Origin of the sequence: Moritella yayanosii, assembly GCF_900465055.1 — a bacterium.
Taxonomy (GTDB): Bacteria; Pseudomonadota; Gammaproteobacteria; order Enterobacterales; family Moritellaceae; genus Moritella; species Moritella yayanosii.
Genome location: NZ_LS483250.1, coordinates 2823817 through 2842832, shown reverse-complemented (window position 1 = coordinate 2842832; position 19016 = coordinate 2823817). Strand labels below are relative to the sequence as shown.

Here is a 19016-nt window from a genome sequence, read left to right as displayed (position 1 = left end):
GTTAGGAGAGTGTTTTGCTTAAGGATAAAAAAAGTATAGTTAAAAATATTGGATTTCAAGTTGTAGTCGCTATGATTGTCGGCGCCGCAGTCGGTGCCTTTATGGGTGAAGGCGCGGCCATTTTTGCGCCATTGGGTACCTTGTTCATTAATCTGATCAAAATGTTAGTGATCCCACTTGTTGCAGTATCGATTATTGCGGGTGCGGCGAATCTAGGTGATAGTCCTTCTGCCGGTAAAATTGGTGTAGGTACATTTGTATTTTTCATGTTGACGTCTGCCATTGCAGTGGCACTTGCGTTAGTGATGGGGACGGTATTTGAACCGGGCGCGGGTGTTGATTTTTCTAAACATGCTGCAGGTTTAGCCGTTGTAACTGCTGAACAGGGTGCATTGCCGGGTGTATTTGATACTATTATTGGCATGATCCCAACTAACGTTTTTAGTGCGTTAAGCAGTGGTAACATTCTCCAAATTTTAGTATTCAGTATCTTCTTTGGTATTGCATTAACGAAAGTTGAACGTAAACGTGCAAAACCTATTATGGATGGCTTACAGACCATTATTGATGCATTCGTATGGATGATTAATTGCGTGATGGTTATTGCCCCAATTGGTGTATTTGGTCTGATGGCAGAGTCGGTTGGTACGTTTGGCTTTAGTGCGCTAGCTGTGGTGATGAAGCTATTTGTTGTGTATATCGCTGCGATCATTATCTATGGTTTTATCTTCTATCCACTTGTAGTGAAATTCTTCTCTGATACACCAGTACTGAAATTCATGTCAGCAATGAAGAAACCACAAGCGTTAGCATTATCGACGGCGTCATCAATGGCGACATTGCCAGTGACGTTGGAAGTATGTGAAAAAGAATTAAACATTGCTAACTCAACTGCATCGTTTGTATTACCGCTAGGTGCGACGATCAACATGAGTGGTAATGCTATTTATTACGGCCTCGTCGCTGTGTTCTTTGCACAAATGTTTAATGTTGAATTAGGCATGGCGGCTTATGCTGCGATTATCTTTACATCGACATTAGGTGCGATTGGTCAAGCAGGCGTACCTGGACCATCATTCCTTGTGGTTGCGGTATTATTAGCGGCGGGTATTCCAATCGAAGGTCTACCACTATTATTTGCGTTAGACCGTATCTTTGATATGGTGCGTACGGCATTGAATATTACCGGTGATGCTGTTTGTGCCGTGGTAATGGATAAATATAATCCAGAGCATCAAGTAACTAAATAATATTAACTTAGATAATAAATATTTAAGTTAATAAGATAAGAAGCCACGCCTATACGGTGTGGCTTTTTTATGATTGGTAATGATGGTTTAAATTTATTATTCGCGATAAGGTGTTAACTTTGTTGAAATTGACTTAATACAGCTTGTGCTTGTTGGTTGATATCGCCAGTGCCCTCTAACCAATGGATTGTTGCACCTTGGCGCTCCATTCTTCTAAACCAAGTATCTTGACGCTTCGCGTATTTATGGATGGCGACATTGAGTTGAGCAAACATGTCTTCATCACTTATTTTACCTGCAATATACTGACTGACAAAACGGTATTCAAGACCAAAGTATGCCAATTTTTCATGGCTTACGCCTTGCGCTAATAAGCCTTCTACTTCTTCGATCATGCCGTTTTCTAAGCGTTCTTTTAAACGCAGGGTAATGCGTTGCCGTAATACGGCTCTGTCCCATTTAAGGCCAAAATAGAGTGGCTTAATATCGGGTAAAGCTGTTTTTATCGGCGGCGTCGTCAGTGAGTTTTCATGCTGGGCTATTTCAATGGCGCGATATAAACGCGGGCGCACAGTAATATCAGTGACTTGATACGCATCGCTGTCTAGCTCAAGTAAAATTTGTTGCACATCTGCTAATGAGATATCGGCAAATTGCTCACGCTGACTAATATTTTTATCGACTTGCACAAATTCATAACCGGCTACGACAGCATCAATGTATAAACCGGTACCACCGACAAGCAGGGGCAACTTGCCTCGTTGGTTAATGTCGTTAAATGCGAGGAAGAAATCGCGCTGAAATTGAAAGGCGTTATATTCTTTACCGGGTTCGATAATATCAATCAAGTGATATGGCACATCACCGTATTCAGCTAAATCTTTGCCTGAACCAATATCGAGCCCTGTATAGACTTGTCGAGAATCAGCCGAGATCACCTCTCCGTTCAATTGTTTCGCCAGGTCGACACCTAAACGTGTCTTTCCCGATGCGGTTGCGCCGAGTACGACGATAAGGTTGTATTGGTGTTGAGACATTAAGTTACCTGAATAAATAATTGCGCTGTGTGCAGACTGAAATAGTAACTCAAGCAGGCTATGTGACCAACAGTCTTTTTAACTTTGTCATAAAATGCATTTAAGTTTGGTAAATTAAGCTATTAATGAATGATGTAGTGACAAAATTGCAGTTATGCAGTCAAAAAGGGGCTGTTTTTTCAAGATTATTCAAATTATACGCTAGATGATTAGGATTTTAGCGTTATAATCGACTTCTTGTATTATTACTTATGATCGGAAAAGTTGTAATGTCGCTTAATGCTAATCTTGATGAATTAGATAAAAAAATCCTTAATGCACTCATGGTTAACGCGCGTGTACCTTATGCTGAACTGGCAAAAAAGTTTAACGTAAGTGCGGGTACTATTCATGTTCGTGTCGAAAAAATGAAAACAACAGGTGTCATTCTAGGCACTAAAGTTGAAGTGTGCCCTAAAAAGCTCGGTTATGACGTGTGTTGTTTTATTGGTATTAATCTAAAAAGCGCAAAGGATTATCCTTCTGCGTTGGTGCAATTAAAAGCGTTAGATGAAGTCGTTGAAGCATATTACACAACGGGTAATTATAATATTTTTGTGAAGTTGATGACGCGTTCGATTGATGAACTACAAAAAGTACTGATTGATAAAATTCAACAGATTGAAGAAGTACAGTCGACCGAAACATTGATCTCATTACAAAATCCAATTAGTCGTGGTGTTCACCCGTAATGATAAGATGACATAAATGCTATAAGTTAACCTCATCCTGATCAATAATGAGGTTAACGTCAATTTGTTGTATGAAGGAATAACAATGAAAGAGCAGGGATTTACTACTCATTTAGTTCATCATGATCACAACCAAAATTTAGAGTTTGGGGCTATTCATGCACCAATTTATAACTCTGCTACTTACGGTTATGATGACATTCACGATCTTATCGATATCTTCCAAGGTCGCCAAATTGGCCAAGCTTATGCTCGTCAAGCGACGCCAACGATTGATATGTTACAAAACATGATCTGCGAAATGGAACAGGGTAAAGCATCACTTTGTTTTAGCTCTGGTATGGCGGCGATTGTCGCGGTATTTCTGACGTTATTAAAAGGTGGCGATCATATTGTTGCCAGCCGTTTCTTATTTGGTAATACGTCAAGTGTATTTGGTACTTTAAAAAGTTTTGGTATTGAAGTGACACTCGTTGATGCTACCAATGTGGCTAACGTTGCCGCGGCTTGCCAAGCCAATACCAAAATGGTGTTTGTAGAAACCATTGCTAATCCGGCGACTCAAGTTTGTGATTTAGCTGAGATTGGCGAGTTGTGTGATGCCAAAGGGCTGCTATATGTTGTTGATAATACCTTAACGTCAGCCTATTTATTCCAGCCTAAAGCGGTGAAATGTCATCTTATTGTGACGTCACTATCCAAGTATTTTGGTGGTCACGGTAATGTTATCGGTGGTTCAGTCACTGACACGGGTTTATTTGATTGGTCACAATATCCAAATATCTTTGAAGCGTACCGTAAAGGTGATCCGGCTATGTGGGGTTATGCGCAAATGAAGAAGAAAGGGCTGCGTGACATGGGCGCTTGCCTGAGTTCTGAAGCGGCTGGCCAATTAGCGCTAGGTTCAGAAACAATGGCGCTGCGTGTAAAACAATCGTCAAGTTCGGCATTGGCTTTAGCATTAATGTTAGAGAATCATCCGAAAGTTGAACGTGTTTATTATCCAGGTTTAGAATCGCATCCTGAATATGCCCGTGCTAAATCGTTATTTTCTGCATCAGGGTCAATGTTAAGTTTAGACTTGAAAGAAGGCTTGGATTGTTGCCAATTCTTGAATGCATTGAAACTGGTTATTAGTGCCACGCATTTAGGTGATAACCGTAGCTTAGCACTGCCTGTCGCACCGACTATTTTCCATGAAATCGGTCTCGCGGCACGTCAAGAGTCGGGGATCAGTGAAAACATGATCCGTTGTTCGATTGGTATTGAAGATACCGATGATTTACTGGCTGACTTTACCCAAGCATTAGCCAATCTTTAAATTTGTTAAGTTTGTATTGTATTGAAATAAAGGCCTAAGTGATCACTTAGGCCTGTCTGTTTATGATGGTATAACTTGATATGAATTATTTATCGTTACCTAGTTGTGCTTGCTATAATCAAAGTCAATTTGCTTATCTTTGTGGATCACGCGACAAGGACCGTATTCACGCTGGGTTATTGTGGCTGCTGAGCCGATATGCAAGGTTACATTATCAAAAATACATTTCCCGACATTAATCAGATGTACTTGGTAGTATTGGTCTAGCTCAAGTTGCAACTGCTGTAATTCTACCTCATCATTAACGCGTTGCTGGTTGAATCTATTTTTCTCATACAGCATTTCTTTTATTTCAGTAACGACACCGTGATCGTGTTTCCATTTGTCTTTTGGCGGTAGATTATTAATCTTAATCCACAGTGAGTTATCTTTTTCCACTAAGGTCTTCAATTTTTCGCTACGGTCGTGTACTTGTACCCGGATCTGGTCTTCTTGCATTGCGCAATAAATTTCAGTTTTTGTTCCTGATGTGGCGCCAATGCTGACCACGTTAATGCCATTATTTGCATTAACCCTGCCACCCACGATATCGCCCCGGCGATTAAAGCCATCGCTTACGGTAAGTTTCCCTTTCGTATGGGTAACGCTGTGCAGTAACTGCTTGGTGATGGTAATGTTCCCGGTTGCGGTGAGTTCTGAGTATTGCACAAATTGAGCGCGTATTTGCCCTTGAGCAATAATTTTGGTCGCGAGTTGATGATTGTAATTGTTATTTATATTGGTTAATTGCCGCCCTAAAATACCTTTGTGGACAATAATATCGCCTTCCGCTTCTAAGGTCGCGGAATCAACAAATCCCATCACAGTAATATCACCACTACTTTTAACGATCATTTCGGCATCAACGTTACCTGTGATCAGGATGCTGCCTTTAAACGTAATATGACCTGTACCGATATCAACATTTTTAATTGTCAGCATATCATCAATTTGTAATACGCCCCTGACCTCGACTGCTTGTCCTGTCATGGTGGCAAGTAATCTTAATGGATTGTTAGGGTCAATACAGGTGCCTGGACCCGCCTGTAGCTTGGTGTCTTTACCTGATGTGGGTAACAGTTCTTTACCGAGTAGATCAAACCCTTTGGTGCCATCATCAGCCGGTATTTTTTCGATTAATACATCGTTCACCTGTACCAGATTTATTTCACCCAGATTACGCATATCAACATTACCATCCGCTTTTAATTGCGGCTGTAATAAACGTTCTCGGGCTAATGATACTTGGCGTTTTAATTCGGCATTTTTGCCATGAATAGGCAACTGACCTTCGGCAACAATAATCTTAATTTGTTCACCGGGTGATAGTATCGAGAGTTGTTTGAGTTGTACGGTGATCTTCTGCTTATCAATACCGATATGGATATTATTGTTACTGAGTTCATCTAAAATATCAGCAAGTTCAATTTGATGATCGCCCCAGCCCGCGGTTAAATTTACTTCCGCTTGCATGTTATCTTTGTTCAGTATGATTTCAATTTTACCGTTATGCCGTTCTGCTAAAATAAATAGAAACTCTTCAGCACCGGCTCGCTTATCACTGAGCATATTTATTTGACTTACTGCTTCTTCAAGATTAGCAAGAATAGGGGATAATTGATTGAAAGGCTTAATATTGAGCAAACCCAGTAAATTAGGTACTGTGAGTGGCGCGTGTTTATTTGGGATCAGACGGACTTCGACTTGATTATTGTCTTCGCTTAATCTAATTAATTCTGCGTCCAGCATACAAGATCCTAAAATGTTAGCGTTGCTATTAGGGGGAGTTAGTTTCTCGATTATAGCAGTATAAACTTCGCCAAAAGTAGTATTAGCGTATTGAAATGCTCGGTTTAGTGATCTTAAACTGACTTTGTTAATAAATTGATTTATTGTATTGCTATGTGGCGATATATTAATGTTTACTTTTAAGTTGGGGACGTTTATAGCGGTTTTATGTCGATACTGGTGCATAATTTACTTGCAAAAATAGCGCGTCAAGATAGTTAAATGCTATTTTTTGCGTTATAGAAAGACGCTTTCTGCTTTTAGTTATGCGCATTTACTTGTTGTGATAATGCGGGCATGGTATTATCCGCCCCCGTTAATTATACTGTTGTTGCCCGGTCGCAGGCAGCAGTTAAAAGACGCTTACTGGTCTGAATTTTAGTTCAGATCCAATTATTACTACTTATATTAGGAAAAGATTATGTCTTTCACTTTTGAAGCACAAGTACGTTCAGACCTAGGGAAAGGTGCGAGCCGCCGCCTACGTCACGCTAACAAATTCCCTGCTGTAATCTACGGTAAAGGCGAAGAAGCTATCTCTATCGAATTAGAACACGATATCGTTAACAACGCACAACTTGACGAAGAGTTCTTCTCTTCAGTGATCACGCTTGTTGTTGATGGTAAAGAAGTTGCTGTGACAGTGAAAGCGCTACAACGTCACGCGTTCAAGCCAAAATTACAACACATTGACTTCATCCGTGCTTAATAACGGATAGTGATAAGGGCGCCATGTTGATGATTCAGCATGGCGCTTTTTTTATGGTTTTTTACAGACTATCTGTGCAATAGCGCGGTCAGGGTTACGTTCAATGCCTTCAAAATAATGTAAACATTCCCAGTCGCTGAACATCGCTTGTAATTCTCCTAACTGTAATAGAAATGCATCACGATTAGGTCGACCAAATTGTCTGTTTTCGACAGTGAACGTTTCATAGATCACAATGCCACCAGAACATACTGCTTGCTTGATATCGTCAATTAACGGCCGATGCAAATATCGAAATACCACTATGCCTTGATAATGATTGGATTGTAGTTGTTTGTCGCCATTTTCAAAGTCAACTTGCCAGCATTGCTCGGCACTCACACTAGATGCATCCGTTATACTCGCTAATGCCGTTGGATTTTGGTCGGCAAAAATAGTGGGTATCTGCTGTTGATGTAAATATAAACCATTACGACCAGCACCACAGGCTAGATCGAGAACGGGTTTACCAGAGGGGTGGAATAACGTGCTGTATTGCTGTAATAGTGCCGATGCAATCATGCTAGTTTCCTTAAGCGAGTGCTAACCAAGACATCACATCATGGCTTTTTGCGACGCCAAGAATATAAGCAAAAATCGCTATCGCCGCCACACTTGCCCATAAGCGTATTGTGGCTGTCTTACCACGTTTAATGGCAACTGTACCCACGATAATATAAGCGATAAGCGCGATTAATTTTGCGGTTAACCAAGCATCAGCAAACGGATATTGTTGGATTGTCATCATTAAATGACCTGCAAGCAATAGAAGAAAGGTATCAATGACGTGCGGCAATATTTTGATTAGCTTATTCTGTAATAATCCAGATTCTGTGACCGATAAGACTGAACGAAAAATAAAGAAACTGATACTAAGGTAAGCGATGCCCATGTGCATGTGTTTAACAAATGCGTAATCCATTTTAATTGCCCATTGTAAAAAGTGATGTGATTAAATCGATTAAGGGGGGGGGGGGATTTAGTATCCGCCTTAATACGCGTGTTAGTGAAGTTTTCGGCGAGAAGTATATCTAATTCTGGCGGGGTTAGATAATGAATGAGGTATAATCTTAAGATGACTGACTTAAGATACACACAGCGTATAAATTGGGAACTTATTGAATGCGATTTTATATTTTAATCTGCCTATTACTTGCTTCCTTTGCCTATGCCGAGCAAAGTGCAACTGCGTTTGATCCTGCTGCGAAAGTGGCTAGTGTGCAGTTATTATCAACGGCGAATGGCGTGAACGGCGCAACGGTATTATCCATGGGGTTAAAAATAACCTTAGATGATGAGTGGAAAACCTACTGGAGTTCGCCTGGACTAGCCGGTGCCCCTCCGAGTATTGACTGGCAAGGATCTGAAAATTTAGCGGGTGTTGAATGGTTATGGCCGGTGCCGCAACGCATGATGGTGTATGACGTTGAGACGTATGGTTACAAACACGAAGTTATTTATCCTTTGCAAGTGACGGTTACTGATCCAAGTAAAGCGTTAGCGTTAAAAGCTAAAATCACATTGTTAGTGTGTCGTGAAGTGTGTATACGTACGCAAGTTAATCTCGCATTAAGCCTTCCCGCTATAGCAAGCAGTATCGATAAAGCGTCGAGTGCGGAGCTACAACCTTATGTCGCGAATGTTCCGGTTAATATGCATACCACGTCGGCATCTGTCCAGCAACTCGGCTGGGACAGTGCATCATCGCAATTATTAATTGAAGTGGCAGGGTTAACAACGCCAGTGCTTGACGGTTTTGTTGAAGGCGTGGATTTTACCTTATTTAGTCAACCACAAATTAGTCAGCAAGACGGTGTGACCCGGTTAATTATGCGGGCTGAAGACATGGCTGGCACACCAGCACGACTCGATCCTCAGCAAGCACTGAAAGTAACATTAACCTTCGCACAAGGCGGTATTACGTTTACCGATACAATCACGCGAACCGTTATTGAAAAAACCTTACCAAGTTGGATCTATATGTTGCTGCTGGCGGTTGTGGGTGGTTTTATTCTTAATTTAATGCCGTGTGTATTACCGGTATTGTCGATTAAATTATTAGGTGTGGTTGAATCGGTCTGTGAATCGAGTGCGCAACGACGGGCTAATTTTCTATTGAGTGCTGCCGGTATTTTTGTGGCGTTTTGGTTGTTGGCATTACTGTTTATTGCCCTTAAATATTTTGGTGTTGGTTTTGGCTGGGGGGTGCAATTTCAGTCAGCAGCATTTTTATTGATAATGATTCCAGTGCTGCTGTTATTCGCATTAAATCTCCTGGATAAATTTGATGTGCAATTACCACAAAGTTTAATGGATAAATTGTCCGGTTCTAATAAAGGCCATTTTTATCAAGGCATCTTTGCGGTGTTATTAGCAACGCCTTGCTCTGCGCCTTTTTTAGGTACCGCGGTTGCCTTTGCACTGGCGGGTTCAAGTTGGCAAATTATGGTGATATTCAGTGGCTTAGCCTTGGGTTTATCACTGCCATATTTACTTATCGCGATGTGGCCAAATAGCGTGAAAGTAATGCCAAAACCAGGCATGTGGATGGTACGCTTTCGTCAGTTTTTAGCGGCGTTATTGTGCGCGACGTTAGTGTGGCTGATTTGGCTACTGCAAGCCCATTCAAGCATGATGTTGTGGGTCACTTTTAGCGTCACCATTTGTGCCATGGTAATACTCTTGCTCGTGAAACCTGGGCCTAAATCACTGGTCATGACATTGGCAATATATCTACTGTTGGCGAATACCATCATTTGGTCGCCTGAATCAGAGTCGTTATTACAGCGTAATGAGATTCAGTCTGGATCAGCAATTCATTGGCAGGTATTTGAGCCAGAAAGAATTGCGGGTTATGTAGCGGAAGGAAAAACCGTGTTTATCGATATTACCGCCGATTGGTGCATCACCTGTGTGGTGAATGAGCGTGCCGTGTTGCAACGTAGTGATATTGTTGCCCGCCTAAATGCGGACAATGTTGTGGCGATGAAGGGAGACTGGACTAAACCGGATAGTCAAATTGAAGCTTATCTCAAACGTTATGGGCGTTATGCCATTCCATTTAATCAGGTGTTTGGTCCAGCATTACCGCAGGGAAAGTTATTACCTGAGTTGCTTACCAAGGATGTGGTGAGAGTGGGATTGACGCAGGCCGGTCAATAAATATGACATCTTGTGGTATTATTACTGCGTGATAAACAAGGTAAGGAAAAAAGCGAATGTAAACTGAACGCCTGTTTTTTGTCTTGCAGTTCGATTATTTTACTGTTCTAATTGCGCTCTTCTGAATTTATACAAGACTCATTTTATTGTTGAGCCAAGTGATTGACGTATTTACTAAATCGTTAACTTGGCGAACAGATAAAATAGATATACGATGAAAACAGTTACTGAAATTTTAGCGCAGCCACGTTTAAACCGTGAAATGCGCCTACAAAATGCAATGATCACTATGTATTGTAAACAGCATCATGTTTACCAAGGCAAGGTGTGTCGTGAGTGCGAACGTTTACAACAAATGACCGCACGTAAACTGGCATTTTGTGAAAGCGGTATCGAAAAACCCACCTGTGTAACCTGCACTGCTGTATGTTATACCCCCGTTGTCTCCAAACAAGTAAGGACTATTTCTCGTTGGGGCCGCCTGCGCATTTGGTTTCGTCATCCTATTCTCATGTCGTTATATTGTTTTGATAGTCTCAAACCAAGCCAAATGCCAAAGCCTAAGTTACTAAATCTGTAGCGGACTGATGGCTAAATTGGTAGTTTAATCGTTGCTTTAACTTCTCGTTGGCAATGATGCAATGTGGTTTGCTGTTCTCGGCTGTAAAGCTGGGCATGGTGATCCCCAGTTGTTTGGCCGCTTGCTGATAGAAATCTTGTCTGCTGGCATGGTGATCGCAACAGGCATTGAAAATTTCTCCCCAACATTGTTGTTTGATCACTTGCTCAATAACCCCAACCGCATCATGTTGATGAATGAGGTTTACCGGTGATCCTCCCGCATCAAAGATATGTCCGTCGCTACTCTTTTTCGATAAGCTGCGCGTTGGATTTCTATCTGCGCTAATCAGCCCGGCAAAGCGGATAATGGTGCAATCAATATCCTGTTGTTGCTGAATTAACTGTTCTGCCGCATACACAGTACTACTTGAATTTAAAGGTGATGTTTCGGTCAGTATTTGATCTGTTTTGTGATAAATACTGGTGGAACTAATAAAAATAAATTTACCCACTTGGTATTTGTTGAGTAGCGCTAACAACTGTGCAATTTGCACCGCTAATGGTGCATTGGCATGATTGCCTCTACTGGCTGGCAGCAGGCAAATGGCAATATCTTTATTGCTTAACAAGCTTGCCCAATCCCCTTGTGGTTCATCGCTAAGGGTAGCGCTTACTGCTGGGATACCTTGAGCGACTAAACTTGCTGCTTTTTCTGTATGGCTGCAACTGACTGTAAGCGGATAGTCTTGCGATAATAACTGTCGTGCTAGCGGTTTACCTAACCAGCCCGCGCCGATGATTGCAATGTTCGGTTGTTTATTTGTGCTCATATCCGTTGTCTGTATTATCTAGTTAGATACAAGCGTAACGATTTTTGGTTATAATAGCGATTGATAATCTGTCATTACATAAACTAAAGAGAAAACCATGAGTAGATCTACAGATAGCTGGGCTATCGTGCATATTGATGATTCTTACAATGCATCAGTATTAGGCAACAGAGGCACTAAGCTACACTGGTGTAATAGCCGCGAACAGGCCATTGAGTTTATTTATGATGAGTATCTGACTATTCTGGCCGACACTGGCGGAATGGATGGCGCGTTAGTTCATGCGGCAAAACGGCGCTTTAAAGTACTGCAACAGCAAACGTACTCAGATGCGGAATGGATTGAAAACGTGAATGAGTTAACAGTCGATTTACGCCATATTATTTGGTTTGGCAGCATTGCCGAAATGGCTGAATTAAACAATGACTTTGCGTGTGCAGTACGCGAAGTGTATTGGGAAGAATTTGGTGAGTATGATGAAGATGATCCAAGCGCATATGTGCCTGAAGAGGAATGGTTAGAGCTTTCTGAGGCCTTAGTTGAATATTTAAGTCGCGCAATCGTAAGTAAATAATAGATGCTGTGTGTCGTAAAAATAAAGGCATGCAGTGACACCTCCTGTCTCGTTATCTTTGCCCTATGCAATATTTATATAATTTTTTTAACGCTTTCCAAATAAGTAATTCAAGTGCTTAAATGTACATGTTTATAGAATCTGCTGCTTCTCTTTCTGCTTCGCTGGCAGATATCAAATTTACATCTATCATTTAATCAAATATGCTTTTTGGTTATGGATTACCGAAATATAACATCGTACATCACGGTTGAATCACGTTATTTATCTGTTGCGGCGGTATTCGCAGCTAATTGTGATCGTGGGTATTGGTTACAATTAAGGTTATCTATGCGATTGATTAAGTATATAAAACCATTTATTATGTGGTGTTTTTTAAGCGCAAATGCTCACGCTAATTCACTGGCCGATGTAGTCACATTTTCTAACGCCGTTGAGCAACCTAAATCTATCATTTTTTACTACAATGCCATTGATTCTGTTCGTGAACTGATGAGCTATGACCGTGTTGTGGTTAACCCTGTTCTGATCAGTGAAAAACAACTTAAAACCCTGCATCTAGCACAAACGAGGGTATTTGCTTATATCAGCGTTGGTGAATTTGCCAATGCTAAATTGCCCGCATCATTACGTGATGCCGCCATGACCGAAAATACCACCTGGCAGAGTTACGCCATGGATCTCACCGAACCCATTTGGCAATCCCATTTACTCCAGCAAGCACAAGCGTATTTAAATAAAGGTTTTGATGGCTTATTTTTAGATACACTCGATAGCTACATGTTATTTTCGCAGGGCGTTGCACAGCAAGAACAGCAAGATGCCTTAATTAATATTGTTCGACGTTTTCAGCAGTTAACGCCGCAACCTAGACTGATCCTTAATCGTGGTTTTGCCATTGTACCGCAATTGGAAAAACCGATTGAAGCGGTTGTAGCAGAATCATTGTGGCAGAGTTATGACCCGATTGAAGGTATATATAGTCCTGTCGAGGAGGGTGACAGTCGATGGTTACAAGACCAACTCGATGCGGTTAAAGCGCAAGGCATTGAAGCCATCGTTATTGATTATTTACCGACACGCTCACGTAAAGCACAAATTAAACTTGCGAAGCGATTGATTCGCGCTGGCTACACACCTTATGTCAGTGATGGTTTATTGTATGAGTTTGGGGTCAGTACGATTGAACCTATACCTAAGCGGATATTTGGTTTATATAATGGGGCGAATGAACGAAAAGTTGATTCATATTGTCATCGTTTAGTCTCCATGCCAATTGAATATCAAGGTTATGTGCTTGACTGTCATGATATTAATTCACTTGATTTTAGTCATATTGATACCAGTAAATATGCCGGTGCCGTTATTTGGTTAGAGCAAGCTGTCTATAATCAATATCCCAAACTATCGCAGTGGTTAATCCGAGAATTATATCGTTGGCCAATCTTATTTATCAGTTCATTACCAACGGACAAAGCATTACTGGCTAAATTAGGCATTCGGTTAAACGGGCAACTTGAGGGTAAAATAAGGATAACCAAAGGCAAGAAATGGCTTGAAGATCGTTATCCTCTGTCGTTCAGTGAATTTGATGCGCATCCTCGCTGGCAAGTTGAGAGTGATGGGCTGAAGCAGTATGTTACGGTTGCTGATGCGCATAATAACACATCGACCTTATTTTTTAGTGCCGACTGGGGTGGGGCGATCATGGCACCATTACCGATATCTAATTTAGCTAACCATAAAGAAAAGTGGCTGCTTGATCCTTTTAAGCTCCTTAAATTAACACTGAAATTACCTGTTATTCCTGCGCCTGATGTAACGACCGAATCGGGTCGCCGGATTTTAACCAGCCATGTAGATGGCGATGGTTTTTTATCTAAAGGTTGGTTTCCGGGTAACCCTTATACAGCTGAAGTATTACGTGATCATGTGTTTAAGCCTTATACCTTTCCGCAAACCGTGTCGGTAATTGAAGGGGAAATTAGCATGCGTGGCTTATATCCAAAACAAAGCCCGAAACTTGAAGCCATAGCCCGTGATATTTTTAAATTACCACACATCGAAATTGCGTCACATACCTTTAGTCATCCATTTTTTTGGGATAACAGTCATAAAGTGGTCACTAAAAAATACGGTGAACATTTACCGATCCCCAATTACAAGCTGGATTATGAACAAGAAGTACTGGGTTCAATTAGTTACATTAAAGAGACGCTCGCACCCAAAGGCAAAAAAGTGAATGTTATCTTATGGTCAGGGAAAGCTGATCCTGATGAAGCGACACTCGCCATGGCTGATAATGCGGGATTATTTAACTTAAACGGCGGTAATACCTTTGCAGTGACCGGTGATAATGATTGGTCAAACGTGTCACCCACAATCGTTTGGTATCCTTCAAGTGTGCAAGTCTATGCGCCGGTATTAAATGAAAATTTGTATACCAATTTATGGAGTGAAAACCATGATGGTTACGAGAGAACCATTGAAACGTTTGATTTGTTAGGTCATCCACGTCGCTTAAAATCCATTAGTATTTATTATCATATGTATTCAGGCGCTTACCCCGCATCATTAAATAGTCTGATTAAAGTATATGATTGGGCGCTGGCCCAACAAGTGACCCCTTTATATATCAGTGAGTATTCGGCAAGAGCAAGACAGCTGTATGAAACCAGTTTAGCGAAAACCTTAGACGGTCGTTGGTTGGTTAACTCCACCGGTGTACGGAGCCTTAGATTAGCCAATGAACTCGGCTTTCCGGTTATAAATCAGAGCAACATAGCAGGTTGGAACAATGGACCTGATGGTAAATACATTACCTTAATATCACCTCGAACACAGCTGACACTGTCAGACAAAAATCATCAACAAGTGCGATTATCCAGCGCCAACGGAATACTGACTAAATGGGTTGACAACAATGATCATATTAACTGGGGATTTCACAGTTATGTACCATTTAAGTTGGAAATTGCCAATGCCAGTCACTGTACAGTTAAGGCGAATAAGCCATTAAAATCATCGCGACTGGCGGATAAAACATTGGTTTTAGAATCGTCAGAGTCAGGGCAATTCTCTGGTTCAATATATTGTAAATAAGGGACGTTAACTCAGTAAGGGATGTTAGATAAATAAGGTCTATTATGAAAAATAGTTCTAACGAAGTAAACCCCAAAAAAACCAGTTCACGTATTCGGATCTTAGCACTTGGTCCGCTCACTTTGCTCGTGCTATCCGCAGTCTATGCGTTATGGTTAATTGCCCCGACGAAAGCGACATTACTGACACTCATTTCGCGTTCGACATCCCCTGAGATATCCTTGTCATTTTTGACTGAGTTGTTAGATAGGGATCCGGATAATCGACAAATAAAATTGCTGATAGCGAAAAATATTCATCAATTAGGGAATATTCGAGGGGCCATTGATGTCATCGAATCGCTGCTGAACGGATCTGAAAGTAACAAAGACTGGCATGCTCATGCGCTTTATGTAGATGCTGTTATGGCGGGGGCATACTCGGAAAATCCTCAGTTAAATGCCTATGCAATTAGCAAAGTTGAGCAGTTGTTTGATAATACCAAGCATATTCCCAACGTGATGTTAGCCCGTCGGTTTGCTGATCTGGCACTCTCATTGAATATGCCGATATACGCATTATCTATATTGAAGCCACACTTAGGTAGTGATGAAATAAGTTATGACGAGTTGATCTCGTTAGCATTACAAATTTCTGATTATACGACTGCGTTAGCGCTGCTCTCTGAAAGCCTGGGTTTGACGTATGATAAAAAAGGTATAGCGGCGCATGTTAAGGTCAATAGTCCGCACAATACGCAACAAATCAAAGATGACTTGCTCAGCCTGCATAAAATTTATCGCTGGCAGGGACACATAACGAAAGCATTTGAAATAAGTTTATTGCTGGTTGACAAATATCCTTCGGAGCCACAATTGCGTGATGCGATAGAAGAGACTAAAGCGTTAGGCGATATTTATCATGAAGGACTATTTTATGATGAACTTGCCGACATAGATCGATTATTACCGGATGAATATGCAGATTGGTTAAACGCATTAGAAAAATCACAAGGCACAGCAGTAACGGTATTAAGTGTCAAAAAGTTAATGCGTAAACACCCTGATGATACGGTCTTGATAATTGAACTTGCCCGTTTGTATAGCTATACCAATGAGTATTCTCGCGTGATCAAACTTTATCAGCAACTCAAAAAACATCGTTCGTTAGGGTTCTCTGATGCTGTTCGGTGTGCTGAAGCCTATATTATGCTTAATCAACCGGAGAATGCGCTAAAAGTGCTCGTTGAGCCGGTTAATTGGTTGAAGGCGGATGACGCATATTTACGCATGGTGGCATTTTTATCATGGGAATTGAGTCAAAAACCGTTGGCATTAGCAAGTCAGGATGCATTGATTAAGCGCTCGGATAACAACATAGATGTATATCGTTATATTCAGTTGCACAGCCCTTTTACCGAACAAGATATCCCCACACTCGTGCAGTTATATGCCAAAACTGAGAATCAAGCGTTGCTGCTGGAGGCGATCAATATTGCCTATCAGTCTGAGGTTTCGGCTGGTTCTCGTTCTGGTCGCACGGTGAAACGTGATTTTGGTTTGAAATCGTTGATGGAGCTCGCATTACAAAATGATGCGATGAAAGATCGAGCAGATGTCTATTATTACCGTGCTATGTATGCTGTTCAGCAGCAGCAATATAAAAATGCGCATCATTTCTTTCGATTATCACTGAACTCAGAGCATTTATTTACCCCCACGATAAACAGCTATATATGGTGGGCTATTGAGATCCAAGACGTTAATACGATGCGTGAACTGTATGATACATACGGTCTTGTATTAAGGGATAACCCGGAATTTGAGCTGACCTTTGCGGTGTTAACACAACAGCTAGCTAATCTCCAACATGCTGATATGTGGTATCGAAAATATTTAATCACCAATGATAAAACGGATAAGACGGATATTACGGTATTGATCCACTATGCTTCATTACTAGAAGAGTTAAAGTTATACGAACATGCTTATAAATTACGTCGTTATTTTGCAGAAAATCTGTCACAGACACTTGATACGTTACCAAGTGATTATGTACCCGAATACTCGTTATTAGAGTTGATTGCGGGTGATGCCGCGGCCGCTGTGCTGACGACATCACGGGCATTGTTAAACCCAAGTGTAAATTCAGTCGCGCAATTTTTTCAATATCAGCAGCTTTCCGGTAATAGCGATGCGATCCGATTTTGGCAGCAGCGTACTTCATTAGCGGATTACTTTTTGGCAAATGTGACGAATGAGCAAGGTCAGGTGCAGCTTGACACATTAACGACAGCATCAATATCGGCGCGCCATTATCAATATGGCAAGGAGTACGCCTCACTATCCCAGCCTTCCCGGGGCAATCAAGATGATAGTGGTAAAGATGGCTATATTACCGTGATGCATGGTCGCTCGGCATTGCGAGGTCAATACATAGCCAATACCACGTGGGATATAAATACCTTACAGCTCGATTATTATCAACTGCTTAAACACGGAGATTGGCAACTCAGTAGTTATTACCAAACGGCAGAGCCATCAGGCATTTTTTCTGATAGCAGCATAGATGATGAGTTTCGTTTAAGTGGGCTGATTCGCTATCAATTTAACCGTAATGAATGGTTATTTGGGGTGGATATTGCAGACGGTTTGGGTGATCAACGTCTTGGTTTTAATGTAAATTATATTCATCAGTTCGATCGGATGTGGCGGGTAGAATTAGGCGCAGGGTTAAACAATGATATTCGTGCAAGTCAAGCATTGGCACTGGCAGGCAGTGATGATGTGGTTAATGCTGGGTTTTATTATCAGCCCAGCAATCGTACTAGTATGGCATTAACGTTAGGTTACCACCAAATGTCGACACGTTTTGATGATGAGATAGGCACTGGCTGGAGTGGTTCATTACGTGTCACAGAACAGTTGTTTTTTAGTTCCCCAGCATGGCAAATATATGCTGATTATAGCATGCATGATACAGACTTAAATTCAGGGCCACTATTTGGTATTTCGGACTGGTTGCAAGGCTCGCAGCAAATAACCAGTAATGACTTTATTAGTTCAAGTTATCAACGGTTAGCAATAGGTCAGCGGTTATATAGAGGGGCGCCCGGCGTACCTGAACAGCTCAGACAGTTCAATGGTTTAGCTCAACCCCGTTACTGGTTAGATACAGCCGTTGGTTATAATTTTGTTACTTCAGAGCCTGAACTGTTGTTAGGTCTGGGACTCGGGTGGCCTGTTATTGGCAACGATGAACTCTATTTTCATCTTGATTGGCAAAGCCATGATCGTAACGGCGAGCAGTCATTGGAAATATCTGTTGGTTACTTTTATTCTTTTTAATAAAGGGGATTTGAATGAAATTAACATTAATTTTTACCATGATATTAGCGCTATCGGCGTGTTCAACTTATAACGCACCGGATAGTCCGCTTCTAAATGCCTCTGCTGTATGGGTTATTATGCCGTTACAAAATAACTCGAGCACACCACTCGCCGCAGAAAAAGCAGAACAGATATTAAGTTCTCAGTTATATCGTAAAGGCATTAATGCGGTGATCTATCCAAAAACACCACTCAAGAGTTTAACTGATATTCTCGATCAGACCTCGAAGTATAAGCATGCTGAAGCATGGTTAGCCACATACCCCGCCGATTATATTATTACCGGTTCTGTCCAAGAATGGCATTATAAAAATGGCTTAGATGCAGAGCCCGCAGTCGGATTGACGCTAGAAATTAAAAACGCAGCCAATAATCAGACCTTGTGGCGAGCGAGCGGTAGTCGTGTCGGTTGGGGGAGAGAAAGCGTCAGTGGCGCCGGGATCGTCGTTGTTGAAACGTTAGTTAATGGGCTCAATTTTGCCCCTGCTGCCACTACAGAGTAGTC

General features: G+C 41.4%; 15 protein-coding genes. 10 read left to right on the top strand and 5 right to left on the bottom strand.

Annotation, left to right across the window (positions count from 1 at the left end; all coding sequences use genetic code 11):
* The first annotated feature begins 14 nt into the window (after positions 1–14).
* Positions 15–1250 carry a dicarboxylate/amino acid:cation symporter gene (locus MORIYA_RS13135; protein WP_112715856.1) on the top strand — a complete coding sequence of 412 codons (1236 nt, stop codon included), beginning with the start codon at positions 15–17 and terminating at the stop codon, positions 1248–1250.
* 113 nt (positions 1251–1363) lie between these two features.
* Here MORIYA_RS13135 and miaA read toward each other — a convergent pair whose 3' ends face one another.
* Positions 1364–2287, bottom strand: a complete 924-nt coding sequence (gene miaA, locus MORIYA_RS13130; RefSeq protein WP_112715854.1) for a tRNA (adenosine(37)-N6)-dimethylallyltransferase MiaA — start codon at positions 2285–2287, stop codon at positions 1364–1366.
* 269 nt (positions 2288–2556) lie between these two features.
* Here miaA and asnC point away from each other — a divergent pair, with 269 nt between their 5' ends.
* Together asnC and MORIYA_RS13120 are read left to right on the top strand one after the other, a co-directional pair.
* Positions 2557–3018 (top strand): transcriptional regulator AsnC, encoded by a 462-nt coding sequence (asnC, locus tag MORIYA_RS13125; RefSeq protein WP_112715852.1) that lies wholly within the window; start codon positions 2557–2559, stop codon positions 3016–3018.
* An 85-nt stretch (positions 3019–3103) separates the two neighbouring features.
* Entirely contained in the window at positions 3104–4339 is a 1236-nt protein-coding gene (locus tag MORIYA_RS13120; protein ID WP_112715850.1) for a cystathionine gamma-synthase family protein, read from the top strand.
* Positions 4340–4438: 99 nt separating this feature from the next.
* Here the strand turns inward: MORIYA_RS13120 and MORIYA_RS13115 are convergent, their stop codons facing one another.
* Positions 4439–6127, bottom strand: a complete 1689-nt coding sequence (locus tag MORIYA_RS13115; protein WP_112715848.1) for a DUF342 domain-containing protein — start codon at positions 6125–6127, stop codon at positions 4439–4441.
* Positions 6128–6587: 460 nt separating this feature from the next.
* Here MORIYA_RS13115 and rplY point away from each other — a divergent pair, with 460 nt between their 5' ends.
* Positions 6588–6875, top strand: coding sequence for a 50S ribosomal protein L25 (rplY, locus tag MORIYA_RS13110; protein WP_112715846.1), 288 nt, complete (start codon positions 6588–6590; stop codon positions 6873–6875).
* 51 nt (positions 6876–6926) lie between these two features.
* Here the strand turns inward: rplY and MORIYA_RS13105 are convergent, their stop codons facing one another.
* Positions 6927–7436: a tellurite resistance protein gene (locus MORIYA_RS13105; RefSeq protein WP_112715844.1), complete on the bottom strand. Its 510-nt coding sequence runs from the start codon at positions 7434–7436 to the stop codon at positions 6927–6929.
* Positions 7437–7446: 10 nt separating this feature from the next.
* A complete protein-coding gene (locus MORIYA_RS13100) occupies positions 7447–7836 on the bottom strand; it encodes a SirB2 family protein (protein ID WP_112715842.1) in 390 nt (129 codons plus the stop codon).
* 200 nt (positions 7837–8036) lie between these two features.
* On the opposite strand from MORIYA_RS13100, the gene MORIYA_RS13095 reads away from it, so the two are divergent.
* Together MORIYA_RS13095 and MORIYA_RS13090 are read left to right on the top strand one after the other, a co-directional pair.
* Complete coding sequence (locus MORIYA_RS13095; protein WP_112715840.1) at positions 8037–10076, top strand: protein-disulfide reductase DsbD family protein; 2040 nt, start codon at positions 8037–8039, stop codon at positions 10074–10076.
* A gap of 214 nt (positions 10077–10290) precedes the next feature.
* On the top strand, positions 10291–10656 hold the full coding sequence (locus tag MORIYA_RS13090; RefSeq protein ID WP_112715838.1) for a nitrous oxide-stimulated promoter family protein: 366 nt from the start codon (positions 10291–10293) through the stop codon (positions 10654–10656).
* Here the strand turns inward: MORIYA_RS13090 and MORIYA_RS13085 are convergent.
* Positions 10637–11467 carry an NAD(P)H-binding protein gene (locus MORIYA_RS13085; RefSeq protein ID WP_112715836.1) on the bottom strand — a complete coding sequence of 277 codons (831 nt, stop codon included), beginning with the start codon at positions 11465–11467 and terminating at the stop codon, positions 10637–10639. The two genes, MORIYA_RS13090 and MORIYA_RS13085, sit on opposite strands and share 20 nt — an antisense overlap.
* 97 nt (positions 11468–11564) lie before the next feature.
* On the opposite strand from MORIYA_RS13085, the gene MORIYA_RS13080 reads away from it, so the two are divergent.
* From MORIYA_RS13080 to MORIYA_RS13065, 4 genes are all read left to right on the top strand, one after another.
* Positions 11565–12041, top strand: coding sequence for a hypothetical protein (locus MORIYA_RS13080; protein WP_112715834.1), 477 nt, complete (start codon positions 11565–11567; stop codon positions 12039–12041).
* 330 nt (positions 12042–12371) lie between these two features.
* A complete protein-coding gene (locus MORIYA_RS13075) occupies positions 12372–15143 on the top strand; it encodes an endo alpha-1,4 polygalactosaminidase (RefSeq protein WP_232011626.1) in 2772 nt (923 codons plus the stop codon).
* 44 nt (positions 15144–15187) lie between these two features.
* Complete coding sequence (locus MORIYA_RS13070) at positions 15188–18469, top strand: tetratricopeptide repeat protein (protein WP_112715832.1); 3282 nt, start codon at positions 15188–15190, stop codon at positions 18467–18469.
* 14 nt (positions 18470–18483) lie between these two features.
* A complete protein-coding gene (locus MORIYA_RS13065; RefSeq protein WP_112715830.1) occupies positions 18484–19014 on the top strand; it encodes a hypothetical protein in 531 nt (176 codons plus the stop codon).
* Positions 19015–19016: the final 2 nt, after the last annotated feature.

Coding starts and splice junctions, on each gene's coding strand:
- miaA (WP_112715854.1), bottom strand. CDS start 2,287: ATGTCTCAACACCAATACAACCTTATCGTCGTACTCGGCGCAACCGCA.
- asnC (WP_112715852.1), top strand. CDS start 2,557: ATGTCGCTTAATGCTAATCTTGATGAATTAGATAAAAAAATCCTTAAT.
- MORIYA_RS13120 (WP_112715850.1), top strand. CDS start 3,104: ATGAAAGAGCAGGGATTTACTACTCATTTAGTTCATCATGATCACAAC.
- MORIYA_RS13115 (WP_112715848.1), bottom strand. CDS start 6,127: ATGCTGGACGCAGAATTAATTAGATTAAGCGAAGACAATAATCAAGTC.
- rplY (WP_112715846.1), top strand. CDS start 6,588: ATGTCTTTCACTTTTGAAGCACAAGTACGTTCAGACCTAGGGAAAGGT.
- MORIYA_RS13105 (WP_112715844.1), bottom strand. CDS start 7,436: ATGATTGCATCGGCACTATTACAGCAATACAGCACGTTATTCCACCCC.
- MORIYA_RS13100 (WP_112715842.1), bottom strand. CDS start 7,836: ATGGATTACGCATTTGTTAAACACATGCACATGGGCATCGCTTACCTT.
- MORIYA_RS13095 (WP_112715840.1), top strand. CDS start 8,037: ATGCGATTTTATATTTTAATCTGCCTATTACTTGCTTCCTTTGCCTAT.
- MORIYA_RS13090 (WP_112715838.1), top strand. CDS start 10,291: ATGAAAACAGTTACTGAAATTTTAGCGCAGCCACGTTTAAACCGTGAA.
- MORIYA_RS13085 (WP_112715836.1), bottom strand. CDS start 11,467: ATGAGCACAAATAAACAACCGAACATTGCAATCATCGGCGCGGGCTGG.
- MORIYA_RS13080 (WP_112715834.1), top strand. CDS start 11,565: ATGAGTAGATCTACAGATAGCTGGGCTATCGTGCATATTGATGATTCT.
- MORIYA_RS13075 (WP_232011626.1), top strand. CDS start 12,372: ATGCGATTGATTAAGTATATAAAACCATTTATTATGTGGTGTTTTTTA.
- MORIYA_RS13070 (WP_112715832.1), top strand. CDS start 15,188: ATGAAAAATAGTTCTAACGAAGTAAACCCCAAAAAAACCAGTTCACGT.
- MORIYA_RS13065 (WP_112715830.1), top strand. CDS start 18,484: ATGAAATTAACATTAATTTTTACCATGATATTAGCGCTATCGGCGTGT.